Below are 19,856 nucleotides of genomic sequence, written 5' to 3' on the forward strand. Positions count from 1 at the left end.
GAACCGTCGACATCGATCGTCTTAGACAGCATTCGGATGGCTCCCGTTTCGTTCACTGCTGCGTATCCTTATCCGGCACGACCGCGATCGCCGCAGGCCGCGCTGGAGAATCTGGCGTTTGCGGAAACTATCCTATCGTTTCTCAAGCGCCGTAGCGTTCGGTCTTGATCGCCCCGGCTTCCAGTCCCAAAGTGAGTGCTGCGTCCGCCGCGATGTCGACGAAGGCGTTCGAACCGCACACGAAGGCGCGGGCGGGTGACACAGGCAGCCGCCCCGCGACGTCAGCGACCATCCCACTGTCGACCCGCCTGCTGAAGTCGGTGCGACGCGTCGCCGGCTCGCGTGTCAGGGCCATGGCGAATACGAAATCGGGAAGCGACCTCTCGAGCTCCAAGAGCTCGTCCCTGAACAGCACGTAATCCCAGGTCCTGGAGGATAGCAACAGCGCGACAGGCACCGGCTCAGCGCTGGCCTTCCGATACCGGATCATCGCCATGAGCGGCACGACGCCGGAGCCGGCACCGATCAAGAGCACTGGTTTGTTGGAAGGGCCGGGCCAGAGAAAGTGTCCGCCAAGCGGCCCCCGGAGCTCGATCGTGTCGCCTACCTTGGCGACGTCGTGAAAGAACGGCGAGACCTCACCGTCCCAGAGGCGCTCGATCGCCAGCTCGATCACATTGGAATCGCTCGGGGCCGAGGCGATCGAGTAGCTGCGCATGGCAGTGTAGCCGTTAGGCGCAGTCAGCCGCACGTCAACGTGCTGTCCGGCCGTAGAGTCGAACGTCTCGGAGAGGCGGAGAAAGAAGCTCTTGATAGCAGGCGTTCTCGTCGCGATCTCGACAATCGCACAGCTCTGCCATCGCACGGTTGCAACAATCGCTTCAGTCATTCGTGTATCGCTGCTCATTCCACGGATCGCCGTACATGTGGTACCCGCGCAGCTCCCAGAAGCCAGCCTCGTCGCGCTCCGTGAACTGAAGCCCATTCACCCACTTCGCCGATTTCCAGAAGTAGAGATGCGGCACGAGTAGGCGCGCCGGCCCCCCGTGATCGCGCGGCAGCGGTTGCCCTTCATACTTGAGCGCGACCATCGCCTTTCCCGTTGCGAGGTCGGCGAGCGGCACGTTGGTGGAGTATCCGTCGTAACAATGTGCGAGGGCAAACGGAGTGGGTGCGGTAAGGCCAGCGTCGGCGAGGATGTCATCGACGGCCACGCCCTCCCAGGCGGTGTTGAGCTTCGACCACGAGGTCACGCAATGGATGTCTCGCGTCATCTTGGCTCGTGGGAGCGCGTTAAACTCTGACCAGCTCCACGCTTTGACCGGACGAGGTCCGACCTTCAGCGTGAAAGTCCAGTCCGCGGGCTCGATTCGCGGCGTGGGGCCGGCCGTAAGCACCGGAAAATTGTCGACGAGGTGCTGTCCCGGCGGGATCCGGTCCGATGGTTCTGATCCGGATTGACGAGCTGTGAAACCGCGAGTGACCATAGCGGATTTCCTCCGGCGGGTGAAAAGAGCTTAGGTTGGCGCACCCACCACGACCGCAGCGGTGCGCTAGTTGGCGTCAAGCCGGGAGGCAGTTAGGCGCGCCCGCCCGGCGCGTGGAGCCAATCATCTGGCCCGGTCGCGCGCGGCCGGCACTCAGGCCCGAGCGGGCGCACGTTCACGCACGCTGCCCGGCCCTAAGGGAACGTCAGGCCGAAAGCGGCCGGATCGGGCTGCTCGCCTTTCCGGGGGACGAAGAAGCGCTCCAGCCCACCTGGCACAAAGCTGAGCAGCAGGGTCGCCTGGTCGCCGACCACTTGGATTGTATGCGGCACACCGCGGGGAAGAGCCGCGTAAGCGCCCGGCCCAACCTCGACGCGGGTATCGCCGACCCGCGCGATCAGTTGCCCCTGCACCACGTAGAGCAGTTCGTCCTCCCGCGAGTGCGTGTGCAGCGGCGGCTCCTCCCCGGCCCGCACCGTGTACAGGACAGCGCCATATTCGCCTCCGGTCTGGCTGCTCTCCACTTTCATCTCGACGCTCGAGCCCCCGCTTGAGGTCACCGTCTCGCCGCCGCGGGGCGGCGTGAGAACCGGCTGCTTTACTGACATTTGTAGCCTCCTGATTGTGGACCCTTTTCGGGGGTCGGTGTGACGGGAAAGGTTGCCGCTCACGCTGGTCAACATGGAATTGCGCGCGGCGAATGGGAAATGACGTCACGCCATGAAGTCGATAGCCACGCGTTATGACGGCCGCACGCACGTGAACATCTCTTCTCGATCGCCGAGAGTTCCGCTCGGGCGAGTGCTTGCAGGCGGAAGCACCGCACGGCCTCCGCAGCGGTGCCAAGCGTCTCTCAGCTACTCCCGATAACGTCGGCTATCGACTCCATGGCGAGAGGTGATTTTCCTTTCGACCGCGATAGACTCAATCTTCGACCTGTGTCGCCCGCTCTCGTGTCCAGGCCGAAGTCGGCGTTCCGTTGAACGATCGCAGGTGAGGAGGCCCGATATGCAGATCAAAAAGACAATCGGCGTTTCATTACCCGGCTCTGTCGAAGATCCACCGCCGGAGGATGTCGTCGTGCTCGTGGACAGCGCCGGCGTCGCGCTTGGCGTGCGGCATGCGTTCAGCGCAAGGGTGCGGGGCGCCTGCGATCGCGGCAACGGCCTCATTGCGCCCAGGTGCGTGGAGATCCCGCTTGTCGGGCCCAACGGCGAGGTCTCGGGGATTTTGTGCCGCACCGACGCGCGGTCCGACACGCGTGGCTCGGTCGCCCCGCGCAGGCGGGAGACGGTGAAAGCGTTAGCGGACATGGCGCAGCTGGTCACCCACGACATTAACAACCTTCTCGCCGTAATCGACGGCAGCCTATGGCTGCTCGAGCGCCAGAACGATGCCGCGCGGCGAAAGGCCATCATCGGCAGAATGCAGGAGGCGATCGCGCGAGGCGCGTTACTCAACCGGCAGCTCCTCGACGCTGCGCGACCGGGCCCCAACTCGATTGACGGACCTGTCGAAGGCAATCGCCTCGCAGCAATGGCGGCCTCGCTTGACCGGGCGTTGCGTCCGGACATCACGATCAACACCGAGATCGCCTCTGACTTATGGGCCTTCAATGCCGACCCAGAAGAGTTGTACTTCGCCTTGTTGAACCTCTGCCGAAATTCGGCCGATGCTATGCCGAACGGCGGCGCGATCACCGTCGCGGCGCGAAACGTCGAGTCTCGCGCTGGCGCGGCCCGGGAGTTCGTCGAGATCATCGTCGCCGACGACGGAGAGGGCATGACCGAGGAGTTCCTCTCGCAGGCCTTCACCGCATACTTCACAACAAAGGCCGCGGGCAGTGGCACCGGCCTCGGGCTCCCCCAGGTCCAGCGCTTTGCTGAGGGACGAGGCGGCGCGGTCTTTATAGAGAGTGAGCGGGGTGCCGGCACGCTAGTGCGCCTCTTCCTCCCGCGCGTGCACGCGGCGAGGCTCTCCAGCAGTATCGTCGACACGGAGATCGCGTACACGCGGTCACACGACGGCGGCGTATTCCACATCGTAAGCCCAGCGACGGCGGCGCCGATGTTGTAGCGGCGCAAATACCTGGAGACCGGTTCATGATCCCGCCCGGCCGCCTCGATTCTTTCGGTCGCCGTCGGGACTGCCCTGCTCTGGGGAGCTTCGGGCCAGGAACTGATCGAAGAGGCGCCGTAGAGCGCTGGCATGCAAGTATCATAGCCCGCCGGCCTTTATGCAGATCCTGAACGGAGGTCTTTCGATGATTCTACCAACCGGTACGACTGTTGCCGTCGCTGACGGCGAGACGATCCGCCTGTTCCACAATACGGGCGTGAAACCGGGGGTGCACTTGGTCGAGATCACTGCGGCTCCGCCTCCGCCCGCCCGCTCAGGTTCGGGCGCGCGACATCGCAGCAGCTCCGCCAACCCCGATGGGAGGCGGCTCGTCGAAGACGACTTCGCGGCCGCGATGGCTGCGTTCCTGAACAAGCTCAGCCTGGACGGGACCATAGAAAACCTAGTCGTTGTCTCCGACCCCAGGATACTGGAGGAGATGCGCAAACACTTCAATGGCGACCTGAGAGGCAAGATCTTAGGAGAGCTCGCGAAGGACTTCAGCCGGCGTCCGCTCGAGGACATCGCCTCACTGATCGCCGACGCCTGACGCACCCCGGGAAGCGATCTCAAGCGAGGGCAGGATTCTACGAACTTACCTCTTTGAGGCAGTTCCGCTCTATCGGACCAAGAAATTGTTCCACCGCAAGGCCTGAGGTACGAAGCTTGCCGAGCGGAGGAAGGCAAAGATTGCCATTGCTCGGAAGAGCGGTTCGCTTGGTCCAGCTTTTGCGGAAGGCGCCGGGATCTATCGAGCCGCACCACCGTCAGCTCGCGGAGGCCGTCGGCACCGCGATCTTGTTCTGCGCGATGATGGCTTCGGCCCGCGCGAGATTTTCCAATAGGCGCTGCCTGGTCAAAGCGGCACCATGGTGTGCGTCAGCAGGGTGGCGACAAAGAAGATCGCGCCGATCAGGGCGAACATGTTTGCCAGGGTGATGTTGTGCAGAAAGATTTCCAGCAGGCGGCTGAAGATGTCGTTCCAGGTTACGCTACTGGGATCGAGACCCATCTGGACAAGAATCTTCGCGAATCTGAGGTTGTCGGTTGCTGCATCTAGAATGCGATCCAGCATGCTGGATACGTCTGCGCTAAGCATCATTTGGTTTCGCCAAAGTGTTGTGTAAGCCAATACCGGCAGCGGCTATTCCGGATGAAACTATTGCGTTCGTCAACTGAAACGAAAGACTCGGCGAGTGCGAGATGGTGCAAACAGGAATCTGGCGACCATCGACAGCACCACCAGCGGGCCTCCCTCCAGCGCCACCGGAATCATCGCGTGCGCCACCAGCGCGAGGACAGCGCCACCCACCAGCGCTTGGGCAACGGCTGCATCCAGCGCATCGTCTGCCAATGAATCCTTTGCCGATCGCCGCGACCACGATGCCGGCGAGCAACAGGGTCGGCCACAGACCGAAGATCGCGGTTGTCCGATCCAGATCTTCTTGAGCAACTGATCGTGCGTTACCAAGAGACCAACATGCATCGCCAAATGCGCAGCAGCCCTCGTTGGGCATCCTGTCTGTTGGCTGTTCGCGTCAGTTCGCGCGGCACTGGGACATGTCCGAACATGGCGTAAGACCGGAAGTCGCCCGCTAAGGCTCAAACTGGCGCTTTTGCCCCTAAGCGGCTTTACCTTTTATCAGGCCGCCTCGGATGTCAGCACCGCTCGCATCTAGCGCCGTCTGCGTTTGGAACCGAAACATTTTCTGGCCAGATGATTTACTCTTGGGGCTTCGCAAGATGCGAGGCATTCATGAACCTTGTCTCGGCGAGCGACGTGTTCCTTACAGTCGCGATCATGAGCATCGCTTTCCTGGCCGAAATCGCTCTTTTCATCTTGATTGGACTGATCTGAAAGGACGCGCTGTGCTGCGCGCGGCCGAGCAAGGTCTAATTCTCTGTGATCTTGATGGTTGAGACCGGCCATCTTCCGTCGTGACCTTTGATCGAAATCCGAAGCCCGTGCAATTCGTCCAGCCAAACGTACTCGATCGTGCCCGCCTTTCCATCGGTAAGGACGACGGCTTTGCCGATCAATTCGGCTTGCGCCTCGCCGTACTCCTTCAGAATTTTTGGCGCACGGCGGTTCACCGATGGCATTGCTCATCCAATTCGGTCGAGCCGTCTTTCGCTCAGCGGCGAACCTTGTCCCAGCGCTCAGCCGCCGGAATGATGGATGGTGACTGCTCCTCCAATTCGCGGAGCCGGTCGATTTGCTGTTTAAGTCCTTCGGGTAGTTCCGGCTCTGGCTTCAGCGACGCGCCCAATCTCTCGCCGATCTCTCGAACGATGGCGCGGCTGTGTGTGTGGTCAAGGTCAACGCGATGGTCCATGCAATTGCTCTCGTTCCGGTAAAGGCAACGCCAGCTATGTCCAACATCGTACCTAGCCCTCCGCAAACTCAATGGAGGCACGGCCAGCGACTTTTGAATGGAACCGGAGACCGCCGCTTTTGGCTATCTGCGCGAGCGCTCGTTTTCACTACAGCGGGTCTTTGGTAGCGACCTTTGGCTATCCGCGACATGCGCCGGTTTTCTACCAGCGAGCGGCAGTCTCGCATCTCTCTAAAGCCTGGCGTGCGCTTTCGTTCCTTTGATCTTTGATCCGACGCGATATTCCATTCGTAGGAGCCCGGAGTGGGAGGTCGACGCATCCCAAGGCTTACTGAGTTCGCGCTCGATGCCATCGTTGCGCGCGGGAACCATTTCTGAGAGTGCCCAGTTAGTTCATGGGGCGATGAAGGGACCATCGTCATGAGCACCAAATATATCGCTGCGATTGCGATAGTTGTTCTTGCCGCCTGTAGCGGGCTGGTCGTGAATTCCGTCGGCTCGCTTCATCCCGAAGAGCAGTCCACGCTGTCCGCCAGACAAGTGGCTGACCGATTAGCTGGATCCTTGGATCCGTATTTGACACGGTCTGGTGGGTGACAACTCAGAATGCATTTGGCGGCGCTGCCTAAAGTCATGGGCATCGGGCCCGTTCGTTGCGGCATAGACAAGAAGCAGCGGAACTATTCTCGTGTTCAACCCGGCAGACGAGTAACGCGGCGTATGAGTGCGAGCGCTATGGGATGTGAGGCCAAAGGCGTTAGAGCATTCCTTGCCGGACGAGGCGCTCAATATCGTCGCGCGCGGACATTGGCTTCCTCCTCCGCATTTCAGCAGATGTGAAGATACTATTTTGACCTTCGCGACGACGAAGCGCTAATCCCGGATGAAGAGGGAATGGTGTTGCCTGACATCGGATCGGTTCAGGAAGAGGCCGTGAAGGCCTTGGCCGACATGGTCCACGGTGCTGGCAAAAAATCCGCCGGCCTAATTCAGATGGCGATTGAGATCCGCGACGACGACGGGCCCGTGATGCAGATTAGATTCGCGTTCGATGTCGTCAGGCTGCGTTGAGGGCAGCAGGACGGAGAAGCCGTCATGTGTGAAAAATGCGCCGAGTTTGACAAGAGGATCGCGCACCACAGGGCACTATCCATGCGGACCACGGATCAACTGACCCTGGAGGGCATTGCTGTTGATCAAGCAGTACGAAGCGCAGAAGCGCGAGTTGCCTGGTGAGCCGACGGAGTAAGGCCGCCTCAGTTGGTGGCCTCTTTCACTGCGAGCGTCACCTGTTGGCCTCTTTCGGACCTCATGGCACGGTCTGCGGATGACTGGGGCTTAGCGACTTCGGAGGAACGCCTGCTAAACTTCCAAGTGTGACCCGCTGCTGACGTTCGCTCAGAAAGTTGCATCGCGCCGTGAATCATTCATTTTCCGATAGTCCGTAGCTTGTGCGCAGGCTGATCCGGATCGAGAGAATGGACCGCTCGCTCACGGAGGCTACCTACCGTTGACAGAAACCGTCGTTGAATGATCCAGTTGCGCATTCGGGCACGAGGATCAGACATGCTGTTTCAAAGCCGATGTTTTTCTCTCTTACGGGTTGCCTGCATTCTTGCCGCTGCTGCCGGAATCTCTGCGTCCAGCGCGGCCCGCGCGCAGGCGCCGGCAGTCTGGACGGTGCCAGAGGTCGGTGCGTTGCCGAATGATGCCTTCGGTGTTCAGGTGCGGAGGGGACGCGACCTCATCACCGCGACATATGCGCATATCGGCCCAGAAGTCGCGGATACCGCAAGGCGGTTTGCGGGCAACAATCTCGCCTGTAGCAACTGCCATCTCGCAGCCGGAACGAAGAAGTTTGGATTGCCGATCTTCGGCCTGTTTGAATTGTTTCCTCAATACAGTGCAAGGCTCGGTGCTGAAATTACCATCGAGGATCGGGTCAACTCCTGCATGGTGCGCAGTATGAATGGCCGTGAACTGCCGAATGATAGCGTCGAGATGCAGGCGATCGTCGCCTATATCAAGTTTCTGTCGTCAGGCGTTGCAGCGGGACAGATTTTGCCTGGGCTCGGTGCCGGAACGATGCCCGAACTTAAGCGAGCGGCCGATCCTGTTCGCGGCAAGGCGATCTACGCAAACTCCTGTCAGACTTGTCACAACACAGATGGTTCTGGAATCCGCCGTAGCCTGCCGACAACGGATCTCGGGTATGTGATGCCGCCGTTGTGGGGACCGGACAGCTTCAACAACGGCGCAGGAATGGCGCGATTGATTACCGCGGCGAACTTCCTGCATTTCAACATGCCGCATGGCGCAGATTACCTGAACCCGCAGCTTTCCGTCGAGCAGGCGTGGGACGTGGCGGCCTTCGTCATTTCGCAGTCGCGACCGAAAATGGCTGGGTTGGACAAGGACTTCCCTGATCTTTTGCGAAAGCCGGTCGATACGCCCTACGGCCCTTATGCCGACGGATTTAGCGAGCGACAGCACAAGTATGGACCGTTCGCACCGATCCGGGCCGATTGCAAAGGCAAAGAAAGCGCGTTGAGCATTTCAGCGCGAAGCCGCGGAAGCCTTCATCCGTCATAGCTTACGTGGATACAGGCGACTTTTCATCGGGAGCCTTCCTGAGTCCATTCCGTACCCGACGCTGCAAGCCAGATTGCTCATTGATGAGATCAGAACGTTCCAGGGGTTCGCTATGCCGGACAGCATTGCGGCTCTGGTCCGGTGGTCCGATGAACCACCGCGATGCGAATATTGTGTTACGGATATCGCAAGAGGCACATGCCTATCACGACGGCATCGACCATTGCGAAATTGAAATCCCGGACGCGATCACCAGCCTGCTGGGCGTCCCCTCAACGCCCGACAGCCGTCTGGAATAGCATTTGGTTCGGGCCGGAGCGCGATCCTATTTTCCTGAGCGAAGGTCCGGGTTTGGCCCTTGGCGGACATTCGCTTAAGCATCTTCGATGTCTGCTTTTGAGGGCGATCCGGACCTCGCTATTCCCGTACGCGTGTACTGGATTTTGTGCGTACACGCCCTAGGTCAGCTCCGGCTCAGAGGTCGAGATCGGCCATCGCCGCGAAGGCATTTCCGCTTGCCGGCTCGCGCCCGAGGAACCATGCATCTCCATTCGGACTGCGATACAGTTCTCTTCTCTCGGACAAGTAGCTGCTCCTCATTTTGCCCGCGAGCGCTTACGGACGCGCCGCCGTTAACTCACTCGTTTTCACTCTCGCTAAGTTCTCGCTCTACCTGCAACCGAAACTCAAGATCACGGCTACTGGGCCGGCCGGGCTGTTCCCAAAGTGCGTGGGCGCGCGCCCGGACTTCTGCTTGGACCGCCAGGTGGCTATAAGCCGTCGCCGGGCCTCGATCAGCTCGTCGACAAATGCCTTGAGCCGCCGATGGGCCGTTTAGTCGCTATGCCGGTAGCAAGCCGCTTGGTTCGTTCGGGCTGGCGCTCCGAGGCTTGGCGATCACTGCGCGGCTCCGGCCAGCAAGAAAGCGCCGCCAAGCGCGACCATCACAAGTCCGGGCCAATTCGATTTGATGCCGAAACCGCTAGCCGGTCTTTCAGGTTCGAGCGTGTTTTGCCCAGAGCGAAGCCGCCTTCCACCGCTCAATCGGCCTCGCCAGATTGGTTGAAACGCCATCTGTAGCACGCCGCCGAAAACAAGGAGCACACCAAGCCATATGAGGATCATGCGCGCCCCCTGCACGAGCGAACGCCGAGAGGTTGCTCCGCCGAGAACCGCGGTCCATTCAACGTCTGCCCGCTGCTCTCGGAATTGAACGACCTGAAAGCCACCAGACGCGCCAGCGCGCTGCACGTAGGCTGGAGATCACGCTCTTCGAAGCTCAGGCTAGGTATAAGCATCCTGATTAGTCTCCGTCCGGCTCGCGCACGACCGGCGGTTCGTCGGTTCGGTTCTCTTCGTCTTCTTCATCTTCGTCTTCTTCATCTTCGTCTTCGTCTTCGTCATCAGGATGATCTCGGGGCGGCATTGTGTTGTCCATGATCGCGAAGACACGCCGGTCGATCCTGGTGGAAACTACCTCGGGGATTTGTAGGGTCATGTTGTGTGCTCCTCGGATTGTGACCTGGGGCAATTTACCCCTTGCTTTCGCAGGGGCAGATACGGAATTGGCGGCATGGCAGTCTATTTCGGTGCCTGCAGGCCGGGAGACGAAAGCCATTCCTGTACGCAAGCGGCAGCTTCGGCCTTACGCGCCTGGCGGATTAGCTTTTCGCGCTCAACACCAGGCGGGATACCCCGCGCTTCCTTCCGCAGTCGCTTGGCCGGTTCTTCTAAGTGTTCATCTGGTAGAGGCGCCTGATCGAAACGGCGTCTTCTCATGACGGGTCTCCTTCCAATTGCGGTGGAGCGCAATTTACGTTCTCGTCACCGATGACGGCCCATGGCGTAGACATTAAACGCTTTAAGGCCCGGACGGTTGCGGCCGTTCGAGGCGTCGTGGCAGGAAGGCTGCCCAATTGAGGCGCTTTACCGCTCTAGCTCTTTGCGGATCTGGTTGCGGTGCAAGAGGTGAGTTTCCTGTAACTCGCGGTAGGTGCCCAAGACCTGTGTTGCCAGGTCGGTGGGATGACCGCTGCGTCCCAGCATGTCGATGATCTCGATCTGACGGGCAATGTGCCGGCCACCGAGTGCAATATGCCGCTTGGTCTCCGCTACGTGGCGATTTGGTAGCGCAGCGCGTCCACGACTGGTGAACATGCCGGCTCCGGCTCGGGGAAGCAGCGGTGGCCTTGATCATAGAGGGCTTCGTCCATCGTTGCCTCATGTTGACCGGCGACCCGGGCCGCGCGCCTCATGGCAGCCGAAGGGACTCTGACCAAGGTAATTGCGTCCATGCCAGACCACGCCGGCGCCCACTGCCTCCTCGGTGTCGTGCGGATCTTTACCAAGCGCGCCGCCCAGGGTATCGCCGAATGTGAGCATGCATTGGTGCTCGATCGAAATCTCGCCTCCGCTTATGTGTGGATTGGACTTGGGAAGTGTTATCTCGGCCGAGCTGAGGAAACGGAAGCCTGTGTCATGGAGGCATTTCGGCTTTCCCCCCGTGACAACAGGGCATTCAGCTGGTTGGCGACAGCTGGTGTTGCACAATCCTATCTTGCAGCCGACGAGGCCGCTGCGCGCTGATTCACGCGAGCGATCGAAACGAACCGGAATGTCGCCGCCTTCGTTCACTTCTTTCTTGCCGCCGCTTTGGCTCACCTTGGGCGGGTCGAGAACGCACGGGCCGCGATAGAGGCGGGACTCACCGTCGACCCCAAGTTCACTCTGGCTCACTCCCACGCTAGTTCGCCAACGGACAATGCGACCTGTCTCCCACAGCGTATGCGGATAGCCGAGGGCTTGCGCAAAGCGGGGCTACCCGAGGGATGAGCTGGCCAACAGTTACCGGGGATCAATCCGGAGCCAAGAAATCGAAAAATGGCGGAGAGAGTGTCAGTCAATCCCCATTGAAAGATAAGCTGTTTTTCAATCCAGCGCGTGGCAACCCACGGTCCTCGTTACCAACAATTGGCCAACCCGCACGCGAGTTGCGCCCAAGCCTCTGCACCATCTTCCGTCGATCTGCGCCGGGCGGCCGACCAGGCCATCTCCGGCGGCGACGCTCGCAATACCGTGAAGAGCTGATCGCGGCGGTATCGAAAGGCTATTCTCTCGCGGTCGCCAATACGTGGTGGCCCATCACATAGATCGACGGCGCGACGCGCGTCTGAATACACCTCGACCCGTCGATCTTCCTCCGACTGCGGTCCGATACTCCATGTAGTTGATGTCAACTCCGGAAGCTTCGCTATGCAAATTCGGCCCGCGATGTTGCGCTGACATCACGGTCGGCGCCCATACAGCTTAGGTTAAGCGTTTGAGACGGACGCTCGCCGAATGCACTTCTATACTCGACAGAAAAGCGCCCTAGCTCGCTAAAGCCAAAAGCTATTGCAACTTTGGTAACTGTGGTCAGCTCGCGGTCGGCCGCCAGAAGCATTTTCCTGGCGTGCAGCAACCGCAACATGCGGAGGCGCCGGCAGGGCGGGACGCCATGGATCTCGTTGAACGCCTTGCGCAGGGTACGCTCACTCACGGTAAGAGCACGACAGATATCCGAAATAGACGGCGGTTGATCGGGACGGCTCAAAGCCAATTTCTCTGCTTGCCCTACCAGATCGCAACAGATCTCTCGCTGTTGCGCTGATTTCATTTCCCGAACGGTCGGAAGCCGATGACCCTTGGACATTCAACCTATTCCATGTGCAAGGCACGCCACCGCGATCGCCTCGACGAGGCGCTGGTCGGGACTGTCGCAAGCGCTCAGATCGGTATGTGCGTGCGCCGGTTGGATGATCACAAGCTCAACGACGGTCGTCCGTCGCATGGTCCTGGCTCCTCCTGTTTGCCCGAAACGGATGGAGTTCGTTTTGCGTTCGGCCGCCCGTGTTCGGCGAAGTGACTGCATGACGCTACGCTGCCCCCAGCCTGCCCCGCTCAGTAGCAGGGCGGATAGGGGTAGTATCCGCAGCGTGGCGCGTAGTAGTACGGATAGGCCGCAGCTCCCGCTACGGCAGCTCCAGCCAGGGCAGCCGCTCCCGCATAGGCGGCGCCCCGGTAGAAAGCACCGCGGTAAGCCGTCCGGCGGGCGACGCCGGCAAAGGACAGCGGCGTAAGCGGTCGCCCAATGATATCGATAAAGACCGATGCCGGTCCATCAGCTCCCGCAAGGTCGCCTTCGAGCACATCGACGTCGAAGATCAGTTTGTCGCCTTCGAGCTTGGGCGATTTCAGCACGACGACAACGTCGGCCACCGATGATCCGTCTTTCCTGAATCCGGAAACGGTGGCGTTCGGAGGATCCTTCGCGAAATTGTCGCTGCCGTTGCCCCAATCCTCGACGATCCGCGTTGTCAGATCGTGACCGGCCGCCCGGACCGGACGATCGGCAAATACGATCGCATTCGGCGAAACCCCGATCAGCACCAGCTTGCCGTCCTTCAAGCTCGCGCCGCGCGAATTGATCACGAAGAGAGACGGCACGACTTCCGACTTGGCCTGGCCGATGGATTTCTCAAGCGGCACATGCGGCTTAGGTTCGGGAGCCGATTGAGCAAAAAGGTTCTGGGACCAGACCAGTGATGCGGCGGCGCAAACTGCGATCAGAACTGAACGAAGCGGCATGGTTGTTCTTTCCTTTTGAAGTCGGACTCTTTTTTCTTCGGTCGGCTCAGATTTCTTCGGTCGGCTCAGACGGCTTTCCAAATCGCCCCGCGCAATTGCGTATCAAAGCAGATAGCTCCTTCAGGAGCGTGGTGATCTCACTAAACCTTTCGCGCCAATTCAGGTCGCGCGTCTTGCCCTTTCGTGCCAATCATCTGGAATACTTCAGCGGTCGACCGTCCTGTGCAATGACGCGCCTGCCCATGCTTACGGGCAAGTTGCTGCCGCCTGTAAACAACGGGTTGAACTTTCATCAAACGCGCGAAGATGCGGCTGAAGCTGCTTGCGTTGGCATATCCAAGGAATTTTGCGATATCCGACAGGCGCTTGCTTGAGTCCGCAAGCAACCGGCAAGCCACGTTCAGGCGAACCTCGGCGAGCATTTTGCTGTGACTTGTGCCCATGCGGCCGAGATGCCGCTGCAACGTCCGCGAGCTAACCTTCAATGCGCGGGCAGTACTATCGAGAGTTGCGTCACCTTGTCGCAGCGACACGACAATTGCCGCGCGGACCGTCCGGTATGAAGGCAGCCGGATAGCTCTCATCGGTTGATGTGAGGCGTGAAGGCGATGCGCCCCCCTCAAGAAAACAATGCTTCAAAGCTAGAAGCATTTTCGGCACGAATCTGGCCATTAGCCGCCAAAGCTTGCGTCGAAGGGAAGCAAGTCGGGGACTTCCCCGCAATGCCTTGCATTACGCGACAAAGACAAGGCAAGGAAATCAGCGGCCTGCTAGTCTGCGAACGCAGCTATTTTTTTGGCAGGTAGTAATGACCATCATTCCATTGACCCGTTGTCAGTTTCTTATGCCCTTCGCCGAGCTTCATTCAGAAATAGGCGGCCCCACCGCATCGCTTCTCGCCAAGTTTCAGTTGCCGACGTCTTTGGAAGAAAAAGCGGATCATTACGTGCCGCTGCTGCCAGTCATTCGCTTCGCGACGGCCGCCCAGGAAAAGCAGGGCTTGTCGGAAATTGCCTTTCGGGTAGCCCAGCGGCTCGCATTCGACCATTTGAGCGAAGCCATGCGAGTTCGAATCCGGCACTCGCCAACCCTCCTGGTTGCTCTTCAGCAGGCTTGCAAATGGTCGCCGATCGAGGACACTAATCTCCATCTATGGCTGGAGCCGTGCGGCCAGAGCGTGAAAATTTGCAGCAGGCTCGTTGGCACGGAGGGCATTTCCCATCTTGAGATGTCCCACTGGCTACAAAACATTTTCGTCATGCACATCGTCCGTCAGTTCGCCGGAGCGACCTGGACTCCGAGAGTGCTCGCGTTTGAAGCAAACTATGCGCCTAGCATTGAGGTTCAATCGCATTGGCCGAATACACGCTTCATGTCAGGTCAGAAGGCCTCGTGGATTGAAGTGCCGTTGCAGTTCTTGAGTCTTCCTAATCCCGTCGATGTCGTCCCGTCGAATTTACCCGAGACGGAGCGGCAGCCTTTCAGCAACAACATCGTCAGCATCCTCAAGCTGACTTTACCCTCGTATCTTGACGAAGGCGGCCCGACCATAATTCAGGCGGCCGAGATGGTTGCATTGAGCGTCAGGAGTCTGCAGCGGAAACTCTCGCTCGCGGGGCTGACATATTCGGACCTGTTGGAGCGGGTTCGCTTCAACAGCGCGATGAAGCTCCTGAGCAATCCCCAGAGCAAGATCATCGATGTGGCATTCGCATCGGGCTATGCGGATCCTGCTCACTTCACCCGCGCTTTCCGCCGGATATCCGGATGCACGCCACGAGAGTTTCGAGAGAGGCGGAGAAATGGTGCAAGCGAGCTCGCTTGAACTGTCCCGCTCGGTGACCGCTCCTCGGCCATTCAGCCGCCCGAAATCAGATAACCCGACATCGCGTTGCGTGGCGGACCACGAATTTTCCGGCATTATCTCTGAAAGCTCATCAAGCGGAATGTGGGGATCAAAAGATAGAACTTGGACCGACGGTCCCGCCTTGCTGGCTGCCGTTTCGGGCGCTTCTTCTAGGGAGACTGCCGTCCAGCGTGCCTAAAAATCCGGGCCGAATACGTCGTTATTGAACTGGGCCGAGGCTTCGTCGTTGTCCATGCTGTCGATCAGGTTCTGCTCGGGATTCGTAAAGCCACCTGACAATGCGCCATAACTGACGCGATATTTGTTCATTGCAGACACACTGCCGACATATGCACAGGTGCATCCGGAAGGATCGGCGTAGACGTAGTAGGAACGTCCGCCCTTTTGGCGCAGCTGAAATTGATTGGGTGGAAACGACATCAGCCGATTCAACATTTCCGGCGTGGTAGCGGCGATGGGGTTAAACCCCGATGAGATCAACAACTGGCCCGTTGACTGCTGGGCGTAGCCGCGGGCGCCCGGGCACAACTGGGCGAGCAGCACAACCAAGGCGATGCCTGAAGTAGCGCCTGTAGATCGAAGACTCATTTTTCCTTCCTGGGCACATAGGCGGACTACCGATTGGCAGCCGGGAGTGAAACGGCAGGCGTCTATAAATATGCAGTGTAGGAGCCGATCCATACCAGGATCGACATGAGCAAGCCGATGACGCCGGCGTTTTCTGCGAACACAGTGGCGGTGCCGGGCATCCCGAGCCGAAGCTGGCTGCGGTCGATGGTTTTGGGGATGGAAATCGCCGCCGGATAGACCTTGGCGCCGCCGATCGAGCCGACCCGCGCCAGCGTGCCAGAGACCGCGATCTGCCCTTGCCCCACGCCTTGCGGGATAGCGGTGACTGTCGCTTCGTGGATATGGCCAGGGTCGTCATCGAACACGAGCTTGACCCGCGCGCCAGGCTTGATGGTCCTGAATCCGTTCGGTGGGAACATGCCGGCGACGACGATATCATTTGCCGCGATGAAAGACATCACCGGTCGCGCCGGCATCGCACGGTCGCCGACGGACAGCGCCATGATCGTAACGACACCGTCACCGATGGCACGGATCGTCGTTTGCTCGAGCTCCCACCTCGCATGGTCGAGCTGAGCCTGGATCTGCGCGACGGTTGTGTTGACGCCGCCGATTTCCGACTCCATCGCCAATTGCGCGCTCAGCTGCGCGGCCTTGGCCGCCTGGAGCTGAAACTCGACCGTGTCGTGCTGCACCTGGATGTCTTGCAGTTTAAACTCGGTCTGCGCGTCCTCGCTGACGAGCTTGCGGTAATCGGCAAGCCGCTGGGCGTGAAAGGCGAGCTGCTTGGTTAGCCCATCGACATTCGCCGTCGCCTGTTCGTAAGTGGCCTTCAGCTGCTTGACCTGCTGGCGTGCCCGGGCGAGCGATGCATCGAGCTGGCTGACCTTGTACTGGAACGGCGCCGGATCGATCCGGAACAGCACCGCGCCGGCCTTCACCGGCTCGTTCGGCTTGATCCGTATTTCGATCACCTCGCCGGAAACATTGGGCGCGACCTCCATGACACGGGAAATCACGACAAAGCTTCCAGATGGGGTCAGGTAATTGAACATCGCGAGGAACACCGCGAGGATGAAGGCACCGAGCAGCCCCGCGACAGTGCCGGACGCCCAGCCCCATCGCACCAGCTTGAGCCTGAAGAAGACGAGCCAGACCAGAACGAGGTAGAGCGTCAGAATGATGAGCACGACTGGGTTCCTTTATCGGCCAAAATGCCTGCATCGCGACACTGTCGCCGCGCATCCGGCCGATATAAATCCGATCTCTACGACACGCGCTTGAAGCCAGGCGGTTTCCACGTCCCCTCGCCAGCTGGCAGAATCGATGGCGGTGTGGTTTTCGGCCAGTACAGTCGCATCGCCACATAGATCGGACCATCCGGCGCCGGCAGCCAGTTGGCTTCCTTGTCCGCTCCCGGAGATTTGCTCTGGACGTAGATCGTCAGCGAGCCATCGGAGCCGAGCTTCATGTGCGGCAGCATCGGCGAGTTGATCAGATAGCGGTTGATCGGGTTCTTCACCAAAAGCTGCGTCTTGCCGTCATACATGGTGACCGACCAGAAGGCATTGACCGGCGGCAACTGCCCCGTCGGGAAGGTCAGCGTGTAGTTCGACTTCGAGCAGTCAAGTTCCTTGCCATCGGCATCCACTTTGCCCAGAGGGTACATCGCCTCCGCCGCGTCGTTGCCATAGATGCCGGCCTTCGCAGCTGCCGCGCGCAAGAGCCAGTCGCCATGGTAGAATGAGGCATCGCCGAACGCCGAGCCGACACGCCACCCGTTGTTGTCCTTGCCGATGGAGGCAACGGCCTCGGTGACCCTGCGCTCGCCCTCCTTCATGCCCAGCAGGATCTCGGCCTTGTCTTCCAGCGAGAGGCTGCGGAAATCAAAGCTCTTGCCCGGCCCCACGCCAATCCTGGCGAGTTGCTCGCGGATCCAGCGATCCTCCGGCAGCGCCGGTGCGAATTGAAGCGCGAAATCCAGATATTCGAAGAACTCGGTGCGGACGAGGTCCTTCGCGAATTTGGGGAAAGAAAGCGCGGGTGCGGGCGCGGGTGCGGGCTGGTTGAGGAAGCTGGAAAGCGGCTGCGTCTTGTAGCCGGCCTGAACCTTTTTGACAGCCTCGATATCGGCCGGGTCGAACAACTGCGTGCGGAAAAGTCCCAGGCAGAAATCGGTGGTCGACCGGAATACTTTCTTGATGCCGGGGGGCGTTACACCGGTCCATCGCGGGCCGACGACCATATAGCTTCCGGCATCGCTGCCGGTGGCGCGTGTGCCGACATAGCCGAAATTATACGTGTTAAGGTCGTTCAGCTGCAGCGAATAGTAGCGCTTGGGATCGACCGCCGGCACCGAAAAGACCATGGGCTCGGCCCGCAGGTCCAGCCATGCGAAAGAATACGGCGTGTCGCTGTTGGGCGAGATAACGGCGGTATCTTCGTATGTGTAGACGCGCGCTTCGTTGAACAGCGTATTGAACGGCGCCTTGTACTGCCCTGACGACTTGTCGACCGCGTACTCATTCATGATGCCATAGGCCATCACCATCGGCAGGCCGTAGATGAAGCCGGCCTCGGCAATGTCCTTGGCCTTGAAGAATCCCGGACGCTCGGACGATTGGGCCCAAGCCTGGCTTGATTCGGCGCCAGCCGCGGTGATGGTCGCCAATGCCGCAGATCGCAGGAAATCGCGCTTGGTCAGCATACGCGGGCTGGGGGGCGATCGCTTTTGCATCAAAATACTCCGTTTTCGTGGGGGACGGGCATGGCACGCTGAGCGTCTTCTCGTCCGCTTACCAATTGGCCGAAAACGCGGCGACGCGCTATGCAGATTCGGCAATCCGCAGCTTCGACCGCGAAGCAAGCAGCTTGCCGGGCGGCATGTTCGCGTCCTTCGATTTGAAAACAATCAGCGATGGAACGACTTGGGGTTTGGTGGCCCCGATGCTCCTTAGTAGCGTCGGGTCTTGCGCTAAGGTCATGATGGGAAAAGAATGGAGGCCGGCTGAATTGGCCGGCCTCCTTCTTCATCAGTAACCACCGAACTTGTAGTTAACGCGCAGCGCGAGCAAACTCGCGTCCGTCTTGGTATTGGTGGTGATCGACGTGATCGGCCTGAGTGAAGGCGTCAGGAACGTGTTGCTTTCATTCACCCGCCACAGATAGTCGTACTCGATGCCGGCCGTCCAATTTGGAGAGAAGCCGTACTCGAAGCCGACGCCCACGACGCCGCCCCAGCGGGTCCGGCTCGCAAAGGCGAGCCCCGTGCCGGTCACGCTGTCGATGACGGCAAAGTCCTGGCTGCCAACCGCACCACCGCCCTTGACGTAGAACAAGGCCTCGTTGGCCGCGTAGCCAAGTTGAGCCGTGAAGAGGCCCAAGCCGGCGAGGGTCGACTTGTAGGTGCGGGTTGGATCCTGCGCGCTGATGCGCGTGTTGCGGATGTTGGCCCAGTCGCCCTGCGCTTCCAGGCCGTACACCAATTGTCCGGCCTGCCAGCGATAACCAAGCTGGCCACCGATAATGCCGCCGCCTTTGCTATTGCAGCCTTCCGCGAAGACGCCGCCAATTCCGTTGATGGCGGTGAGATCGATACACTGGTTGCTCCAGCCATATCCGCCGTTCGCGCCGAGATAGAAGCCGGACCAGTTGTACATCATCGGCACCGGGATCGGCGCCGCCTTGTAGGCGGGCCGCTGAGGAAGGTCGGCGGCTTTTGCAATACCCGTGAACGAAACGGACATCACCGCTGCCGCGCTAAGTAAGCTAATTTTTTTCATTGCCTGCAAGCCTCATCAAGTTGGAAAACACCGAAGCGATTTGCCATCGACCTTGTCTCACTCGGTATGCAAAAACTGTCATCGCGGACCATTTCGCCGCGGTGTTGCACGAAAACACCATTCCAACACTCACAGCGAACTCCCAGACTTCACTGCACGAAACCGGCGATACCTCGGATGACAACTCGCGAAACAGCAAGCGGTAGTGTCCCGCAAGCCCGCCGAACTCGGTGACGCCATGGGCCGCCAGGATATCGGCCAATATCGCTGATACGTCGTTCTCGCGAACGGTCGCATGATAAACGAGGTTTAACTGCCGTAGCGGCAGATCGTGCTTCGGCGACACTTCGCTCGGCGGCGACCACGCCACCCATTCGACATGACCAAAACAAATGACCAAGTCGGACACCTGGCATGGCGCGCCATCAGGTGAAACAGAGACTCTGCGGCTTCGGCAAAGCCGCACAAGCGGATCGGT

At 59.8% G+C, this 19,856-nt stretch carries 24 protein-coding genes and 1 pseudogene; 6 read left to right on the forward strand and 19 right to left on the reverse strand.

Going from position 1 to position 19,856, the window contains the following annotated elements; all coding sequences use genetic code 11:
- Window positions 1–142 precede the first annotated feature (142 nt).
- From RX327_RS35445 to RX327_RS35455, 3 genes are all read right to left on the reverse strand, one after another.
- Window positions 143–889 (reverse strand): ferredoxin reductase, encoded by a 747-nt coding sequence (locus RX327_RS35445; protein ID WP_317248656.1) that lies wholly within the window; start codon window positions 887–889, stop codon window positions 143–145.
- Window positions 882–1,487 (reverse strand): sulfite oxidase-like oxidoreductase, encoded by a 606-nt coding sequence (locus RX327_RS35450; RefSeq protein WP_317248657.1) that lies wholly within the window; start codon window positions 1,485–1,487, stop codon window positions 882–884. Before RX327_RS35450 ends, RX327_RS35445 begins: the two co-directional genes overlap by 8 nt.
- A gap of 194 nt (window positions 1,488–1,681) precedes the next feature.
- Window positions 1,682–2,095: a cupin domain-containing protein gene (locus RX327_RS35455; protein ID WP_317248658.1), complete on the reverse strand. Its 414-nt coding sequence runs from the start codon at window positions 2,093–2,095 to the stop codon at window positions 1,682–1,684.
- A 400-nt stretch (window positions 2,096–2,495) separates the two neighbouring features.
- Here RX327_RS35455 and RX327_RS35460 point away from each other — a divergent pair, with 400 nt between their 5' ends.
- Both RX327_RS35460 and RX327_RS35465 read left to right on the forward strand, forming a co-directional pair.
- Window positions 2,496–3,563 carry an ATP-binding protein gene (locus tag RX327_RS35460; RefSeq protein ID WP_050387270.1) on the forward strand — a complete coding sequence of 356 codons (1,068 nt, stop codon included), beginning with the start codon at window positions 2,496–2,498 and terminating at the stop codon, window positions 3,561–3,563.
- 187 nt (window positions 3,564–3,750) lie between these two features.
- Window positions 3,751–4,155 (forward strand): host attachment protein, encoded by a 405-nt coding sequence (locus RX327_RS35465; protein ID WP_317248659.1) that lies wholly within the window; start codon window positions 3,751–3,753, stop codon window positions 4,153–4,155.
- 309 nt (window positions 4,156–4,464) lie between these two features.
- On the opposite strand, the pseudogene RX327_RS35470 reads toward RX327_RS35465, so the two are convergent.
- From RX327_RS35470 to RX327_RS35485, 4 genes and pseudogenes are all read right to left on the reverse strand, one after another.
- A pseudogene (locus tag RX327_RS35470) lies at window positions 4,465–4,707 on the reverse strand (cyclic nucleotide-binding domain-containing protein); the annotation flags it as partial.
- Window positions 4,708–4,776: 69 nt separating this feature from the next.
- Entirely contained in the window at window positions 4,777–4,959 is a 183-nt protein-coding gene (locus RX327_RS35475; RefSeq protein WP_050387268.1) for a hypothetical protein, read from the reverse strand.
- 539 nt (window positions 4,960–5,498) lie between these two features.
- Window positions 5,499–5,708, reverse strand: a complete 210-nt coding sequence (locus tag RX327_RS35480) for a hypothetical protein (protein WP_028337087.1) — start codon at window positions 5,706–5,708, stop codon at window positions 5,499–5,501.
- Between the two features lie 32 nt (window positions 5,709–5,740).
- The gene (locus RX327_RS35485; protein WP_038377878.1) at window positions 5,741–5,941 is read right to left on the reverse strand and encodes a hypothetical protein; all 201 of its coding nucleotides are present in this window, start codon (window positions 5,939–5,941) and stop codon (window positions 5,741–5,743) included.
- An 894-nt stretch (window positions 5,942–6,835) separates the two neighbouring features.
- Here RX327_RS35485 and RX327_RS35490 point away from each other — a divergent pair.
- The 3 genes from RX327_RS35490 to RX327_RS35500 all read left to right on the forward strand — a co-directional run bounded on the left by RX327_RS35490 (window position 6,836) and on the right by RX327_RS35500 (window position 8,832).
- Window positions 6,836–7,012: a DUF6894 family protein gene (locus RX327_RS35490; protein ID WP_244482588.1), complete on the forward strand. Its 177-nt coding sequence runs from the start codon at window positions 6,836–6,838 to the stop codon at window positions 7,010–7,012.
- Window positions 7,013–7,507: 495 nt separating this feature from the next.
- Window positions 7,508–8,533 carry a c-type cytochrome gene (locus tag RX327_RS35495; protein WP_317248660.1) on the forward strand — a complete coding sequence of 342 codons (1,026 nt, stop codon included), beginning with the start codon at window positions 7,508–7,510 and terminating at the stop codon, window positions 8,531–8,533.
- Window positions 8,534–8,682: 149 nt separating this feature from the next.
- Entirely contained in the window at window positions 8,683–8,832 is a 150-nt protein-coding gene (locus RX327_RS35500; RefSeq protein WP_157345859.1) for a hypothetical protein, read from the forward strand.
- 338 nt (window positions 8,833–9,170) lie between these two features.
- Here RX327_RS35500 and RX327_RS39450 read toward each other — a convergent pair whose 3' ends face one another.
- The 7 genes from RX327_RS39450 to RX327_RS35530 form a co-directional block, all read right to left on the reverse strand.
- On the reverse strand, window positions 9,171–9,344 hold the full coding sequence (locus tag RX327_RS39450; RefSeq protein ID WP_082190791.1) for a DUF2934 domain-containing protein: 174 nt from the start codon (window positions 9,342–9,344) through the stop codon (window positions 9,171–9,173).
- Between the two features lie 492 nt (window positions 9,345–9,836).
- Window positions 9,837–10,031, reverse strand: a complete 195-nt coding sequence (locus RX327_RS35505) for a hypothetical protein (RefSeq protein ID WP_050387265.1) — start codon at window positions 10,029–10,031, stop codon at window positions 9,837–9,839.
- A 428-nt stretch (window positions 10,032–10,459) separates the two neighbouring features.
- Window positions 10,460–10,690: a hypothetical protein gene (locus RX327_RS35510; RefSeq protein WP_050387264.1), complete on the reverse strand. Its 231-nt coding sequence runs from the start codon at window positions 10,688–10,690 to the stop codon at window positions 10,460–10,462.
- Between the two features lie 63 nt (window positions 10,691–10,753).
- Window positions 10,754–11,269, reverse strand: coding sequence for a hypothetical protein (locus RX327_RS35515; protein WP_152977884.1), 516 nt, complete (start codon window positions 11,267–11,269; stop codon window positions 10,754–10,756).
- Between the two features lie 514 nt (window positions 11,270–11,783).
- On the reverse strand, window positions 11,784–12,224 hold the full coding sequence (locus tag RX327_RS35520) for a helix-turn-helix domain-containing protein (protein ID WP_080667247.1): 441 nt from the start codon (window positions 12,222–12,224) through the stop codon (window positions 11,784–11,786).
- A gap of 248 nt (window positions 12,225–12,472) precedes the next feature.
- A complete protein-coding gene (locus RX327_RS35525) occupies window positions 12,473–13,159 on the reverse strand; it encodes a hypothetical protein (protein ID WP_244482597.1) in 687 nt (228 codons plus the stop codon).
- Window positions 13,160–13,299: 140 nt separating this feature from the next.
- Window positions 13,300–13,602 (reverse strand): AraC family transcriptional regulator, encoded by a 303-nt coding sequence (locus RX327_RS35530; protein ID WP_317248661.1) that lies wholly within the window; start codon window positions 13,600–13,602, stop codon window positions 13,300–13,302.
- 365 nt (window positions 13,603–13,967) lie between these two features.
- Here RX327_RS35530 and RX327_RS35535 point away from each other — a divergent pair, with 365 nt between their 5' ends.
- Window positions 13,968–14,984: an AraC family transcriptional regulator gene (locus RX327_RS35535; protein WP_317248662.1), complete on the forward strand. Its 1,017-nt coding sequence runs from the start codon at window positions 13,968–13,970 to the stop codon at window positions 14,982–14,984.
- 216 nt (window positions 14,985–15,200) lie between these two features.
- Here the strand turns inward: RX327_RS35535 and RX327_RS35540 are convergent, their stop codons facing one another.
- The 5 genes from RX327_RS35540 to RX327_RS35560 all read right to left on the reverse strand — a co-directional run bounded on the left by RX327_RS35540 (window position 15,201) and on the right by RX327_RS35560 (window position 19,787).
- The gene (locus tag RX327_RS35540) at window positions 15,201–15,614 is read right to left on the reverse strand and encodes a hypothetical protein (RefSeq protein ID WP_152977883.1); all 414 of its coding nucleotides are present in this window, start codon (window positions 15,612–15,614) and stop codon (window positions 15,201–15,203) included.
- Between the two features lie 62 nt (window positions 15,615–15,676).
- The gene (locus RX327_RS35545) at window positions 15,677–16,786 is read right to left on the reverse strand and encodes an HlyD family secretion protein (RefSeq protein WP_028337094.1); all 1,110 of its coding nucleotides are present in this window, start codon (window positions 16,784–16,786) and stop codon (window positions 15,677–15,679) included.
- A gap of 77 nt (window positions 16,787–16,863) precedes the next feature.
- The gene (locus tag RX327_RS35550; protein ID WP_028337095.1) at window positions 16,864–18,303 is read right to left on the reverse strand and encodes a DUF1254 domain-containing protein; all 1,440 of its coding nucleotides are present in this window, start codon (window positions 18,301–18,303) and stop codon (window positions 16,864–16,866) included.
- A 325-nt stretch (window positions 18,304–18,628) separates the two neighbouring features.
- Window positions 18,629–19,378, reverse strand: a complete 750-nt coding sequence (locus RX327_RS35555) for an outer membrane protein (protein ID WP_050387259.1) — start codon at window positions 19,376–19,378, stop codon at window positions 18,629–18,631.
- Window positions 19,365–19,787: a hypothetical protein gene (locus tag RX327_RS35560; RefSeq protein ID WP_152977882.1), complete on the reverse strand. Its 423-nt coding sequence runs from the start codon at window positions 19,785–19,787 to the stop codon at window positions 19,365–19,367. The genes RX327_RS35555 and RX327_RS35560 overlap by 14 nt, the downstream gene beginning before the upstream one ends.
- Between the last annotated feature and the right edge of the window lie 69 nt (window positions 19,788–19,856).

This window comes from Bradyrhizobium sp. BEA-2-5 (assembly GCF_032918025.1).
GTDB lineage: Bacteria > Pseudomonadota > Alphaproteobacteria > Rhizobiales > Xanthobacteraceae > Bradyrhizobium > Bradyrhizobium pachyrhizi.

Coding starts and splice junctions, on each gene's coding strand:
- RX327_RS35445 (WP_317248656.1), bottom strand. CDS start 889: ATGACTGAAGCGATTGTTGCAACCGTGCGATGGCAGAGCTGTGCGATT.
- RX327_RS35450 (WP_317248657.1), bottom strand. CDS start 1,487: ATGGTCACTCGCGGTTTCACAGCTCGTCAATCCGGATCAGAACCATCG.
- RX327_RS35455 (WP_317248658.1), bottom strand. CDS start 2,095: ATGTCAGTAAAGCAGCCGGTTCTCACGCCGCCCCGCGGCGGCGAGACG.
- RX327_RS35460 (WP_050387270.1), top strand. CDS start 2,496: ATGCAGATCAAAAAGACAATCGGCGTTTCATTACCCGGCTCTGTCGAA.
- RX327_RS35465 (WP_317248659.1), top strand. CDS start 3,751: ATGATTCTACCAACCGGTACGACTGTTGCCGTCGCTGACGGCGAGACG.
- RX327_RS35480 (WP_028337087.1), bottom strand. CDS start 5,708: ATGCCATCGGTGAACCGCCGTGCGCCAAAAATTCTGAAGGAGTACGGC.
- RX327_RS35485 (WP_038377878.1), bottom strand. CDS start 5,941: ATGGACCATCGCGTTGACCTTGACCACACACACAGCCGCGCCATCGTT.
- RX327_RS35490 (WP_244482588.1), top strand. CDS start 6,836: ATGGTGTTGCCTGACATCGGATCGGTTCAGGAAGAGGCCGTGAAGGCC.
- RX327_RS35495 (WP_317248660.1), top strand. CDS start 7,508: ATGCTGTTTCAAAGCCGATGTTTTTCTCTCTTACGGGTTGCCTGCATT.
- RX327_RS35500 (WP_157345859.1), top strand. CDS start 8,683: ATGAACCACCGCGATGCGAATATTGTGTTACGGATATCGCAAGAGGCA.
- RX327_RS35505 (WP_050387265.1), bottom strand. CDS start 10,031: ATGACCCTACAAATCCCCGAGGTAGTTTCCACCAGGATCGACCGGCGT.
- RX327_RS35510 (WP_050387264.1), bottom strand. CDS start 10,690: ATGTTCACCAGTCGTGGACGCGCTGCGCTACCAAATCGCCACGTAGCG.
- RX327_RS35520 (WP_080667247.1), bottom strand. CDS start 12,224: ATGTCCAAGGGTCATCGGCTTCCGACCGTTCGGGAAATGAAATCAGCG.
- RX327_RS35525 (WP_244482597.1), bottom strand. CDS start 13,159: ATGCCGCTTCGTTCAGTTCTGATCGCAGTTTGCGCCGCCGCATCACTG.
- RX327_RS35530 (WP_317248661.1), bottom strand. CDS start 13,602: ATGGGCACAAGTCACAGCAAAATGCTCGCCGAGGTTCGCCTGAACGTG.
- RX327_RS35535 (WP_317248662.1), top strand. CDS start 13,968: ATGACCATCATTCCATTGACCCGTTGTCAGTTTCTTATGCCCTTCGCC.
- RX327_RS35540 (WP_152977883.1), bottom strand. CDS start 15,614: ATGAGTCTTCGATCTACAGGCGCTACTTCAGGCATCGCCTTGGTTGTG.
- RX327_RS35550 (WP_028337095.1), bottom strand. CDS start 18,303: ATGCTGACCAAGCGCGATTTCCTGCGATCTGCGGCATTGGCGACCATC.
- RX327_RS35555 (WP_050387259.1), bottom strand. CDS start 19,378: ATGAAAAAAATTAGCTTACTTAGCGCGGCAGCGGTGATGTCCGTTTCG.